Here is a 2651-nt window from a genome sequence, read left to right as displayed (position 1 = left end):
AGCTATCCAGGTCAGGAGCGCTCGACTGCTTGCTCTTGGCTCTAAAGGCCATGCAGCTTTGTAGAGCACCCAAGTATTGAGCAGGAGGCAGGACAGAAGAATGGGTAGTACCGAGAACGCAAAGTAGATGCCGTCTCCCGGGCCAGCTTCATCCGGGCTCCCGATGATTGGCTTGATAGCCACCAGATAAAGGGCCATGCCAAACAGGTTCAAGGCTATCCAATGAGTGCGGCGCATGATGAGTTGCCTAACGCTCGCGGTAAGCCGCGCCGGAGCGAAGCGGAGGGCACCAACAGCACAGCTGTTGGCGTCGGCTTGACCAACTGGTTAGGCCAAAAGCGGTTGCATATGCTGCCGATTTGAACCACAATGGAACCATTTTGGTTTCGACAATGAGGGCAAACATGCCAACCTCTCTGACTTTGAAGAACATTCCCGACGCTGTGTACGAGCGGCTGAAGGTGGCTGCCGAGTTGCATCGACGCAGTTTGAACAGCGAAGCCATTGTGTGCTTGGAGTCCGTACTGTTACCCAACCGTGTTGCACCAAGTGAGCGTTTAGCACGCGCCCGGGAGCTTAGGGCCAGCTTGCCCAAAGAACCGTTTACAGCCAAGGACATTGATGCAGCCAAAAGAGCGGGGCGCAAGTGATTGTTGTTGACAGCAATATTCTGGCGTACCTGTACTTGCCTGGAGAGTTCACCGCTGCGGCTGAAGCATTGCTGGAACAAGAGCCTGAATGGGCTGCGCCACCGTTGTGGCGTAGCGAGTTCCGAAACATCCTTGCAGGCTATGTGCGACGGAAAATATTGAGCTTTGAGCAGGCCTGCAGACTTCAAGCCGAGGCCGAAGCTTTGATGGCCGGATTTGAATTCGAGGTGCATTCGCGCGACGTGTTGGGATTGGTGCGAGACAGCGAATGTTCAGCTTACGACTGCGAGTTTGTGGCATTGGCTGAGCGACTGGATGCCAAGCTGGTGACAATGGACAAGAAGGTACTCAAAGCTTTTCCAACGCGCGCCGTTTCCCTTGTGGCCTAACGCTCGCGGTAAGCCGCGCCGCAGTGCGAAGCACGGAGGGCACCCACAAGCGGAGCTTGTGGGCGTCGGCTTGACCAACTGGTTAGGCTGATCACAGATGCTAGGCTGGGCGGATGCACGATGCTCCTACTTTCCCTGACTGATATGGGTCACAGTGAGTTCAAGTTCTTCAAGCAATCTTGCGAACTTGAACTCTGGGTCGTTTGACCACTTCTCTTTTAGCCCCGCTAGAGTGCGAAGCGTATGTTCGTGATAGTGCTTGAAGCGGCGAAGCTCGAACAGAACCGCGGTCTGACGGTCTATCCATGAGGTTGCCCCCGAAAAGTGGAGTTCTTAGCTCATGACCACAATGCTGGAAAGGAGCGAAGAAATGGTCGACAAGCAGGTACGTGGCAAGTACACCCTGGAGTACAAACTGGAGGCTGTCAGGCAGGTCAAGGCCGGGCAGTCTGGGGCGGTGGTGGCCAAGGTGCTGGGCATCCCGTCATCAAATGTGTCCAACTGGGTTCGCCTGGATGCCAAGGGGCAATTGGGCGGTGTTGTGCCGAGCCAGAAGGCCCCGGTGGTCACAGCCGAACAGATGGAGCTTGCGCGTTTGAGGGCCGAGGTGGCTCGCCTGAAGATGGAGCGCGACATCGCAAAAAAAGCCGCAGCGTACTTTGCGCAGGATGTGCTGCAAAGTACGCTTGGGTCCGGCAAATGAGCGGCAAGGCATGGCCTGTGAGCCTGATGTGCGAGGTGCTGGAGATCAGCGCCAGCGGGTACTTCAACTGGAAGCGAGGTCAGGGTGAACCTGATCATTGCCCCAGCCGGTTTCAGAGCGACGAAGCCTTGCTGACGCACATACGTGCCATTCACGCGGAGATCAAAGGCGAGTACGGTTGGCCCCGCATGCACAAGGAGCTGTTGGCCAGGGGCATCCGCGTGGGCAAAGAGCGTGTGCGCGTGCTGATGCAGCGCCACGGGATCAAGGCGCGCACCAAGAAGAAGTTCGTCGTTACCACCGACAGCAAGCACCACCTGCCGGTGGCGCCGGATCTCGTGCAGCGGCGCTTCAACCCCGAGGCGCCCAATCTGCTGTGGAGCGGCGACATCACTTACATCCCCACCGATGAGGGGTGGCTGTACCTGGCTGCGGTGCTTGACCTGCACAGCCGCCAGGTGGTGGGCTGGAGCATGCAGCCGCACATGCAGACCAGCCTGGTCAAAGACGCGCTGCTGATGGCCTGCTGGCGCCGCAGGCCAGCCAAGGGGCTGATCTTCCACAGCGACCGCGGCAGCCAGTACTGCAGCCATGAGTTCCAGACCACGATGAAGGCCTGGGGTATCAGTTCATCCATGAGCCGCAAGGGCAACTGCTGGGACAACGCGCCCACGGAGAGCTTCTGGGGCCATCTGAAGGTGGCTTGCGTGCTGGGGCAAAGGTTTGCCACCCGAGAGCAGGCCAGGACAGCCATTCTGAACTGGATGGCCTTCTACAATCACTCTCGTCTGCATTCGGCGCTGGGCTATCTCAGCCCCATGCAATACGAGCAACGCTGGCTGGCGGCTCAGCGCAAGAACGCCGCATGAAACCCGGGCTAAGCGCTCCGAAATTCAGGGGCAACCTCAA

At 58.2% G+C, this 2651-nt stretch carries 4 protein-coding genes; 3 read left to right on the top strand and 1 reads right to left on the bottom strand.

Annotation, left to right across the window (positions count from 1 at the left end):
• On the bottom strand, positions 1–237 hold a 237-nt coding region (locus WAQ08_RS12490), incomplete at its 3' end, for a hypothetical protein (RefSeq protein WP_422191902.1).
• A 167-nt stretch (positions 238–404) separates the two neighbouring features.
• Between WAQ08_RS12490 and WAQ08_RS12485 the strand changes: the two genes are divergently transcribed.
• The 3 genes from WAQ08_RS12485 to WAQ08_RS12475 all read left to right on the top strand — a co-directional run bounded on the left by WAQ08_RS12485 (position 405) and on the right by WAQ08_RS12475 (position 2611).
• Positions 405–650, top strand: a complete 246-nt coding sequence (locus WAQ08_RS12485; RefSeq protein WP_422191901.1) for a FitA-like ribbon-helix-helix domain-containing protein — start codon at positions 405–407, stop codon at positions 648–650.
• Entirely contained in the window at positions 647–1039 is a 393-nt protein-coding gene (locus WAQ08_RS12480; protein ID WP_422191900.1) for a type II toxin-antitoxin system VapC family toxin, read from the top strand. The genes WAQ08_RS12485 and WAQ08_RS12480 overlap by 4 nt, the downstream gene beginning before the upstream one ends.
• 370 nt (positions 1040–1409) lie before the next feature.
• A protein-coding gene (locus WAQ08_RS12475) for an IS3 family transposase (protein ID WP_152987395.1) occupies positions 1410–2611 on the top strand; the annotation gives its coding sequence in 2 pieces (ribosomal slippage) (positions 1410–1677 and positions 1677–2611; 1203 coding nt in all).
• The last annotated feature ends 40 nt before the right edge of the window (positions 2612–2651 follow it).

This window comes from Aquabacterium sp., from assembly GCF_049274795.1.
Lineage (GTDB): Bacteria > Pseudomonadota > Gammaproteobacteria > Burkholderiales > Burkholderiaceae_C > Aquabacterium.
The sequence above is the reverse complement of the archived record's forward strand: the minus strand, read 5'-3'. Positions and strand labels throughout refer to the sequence as shown.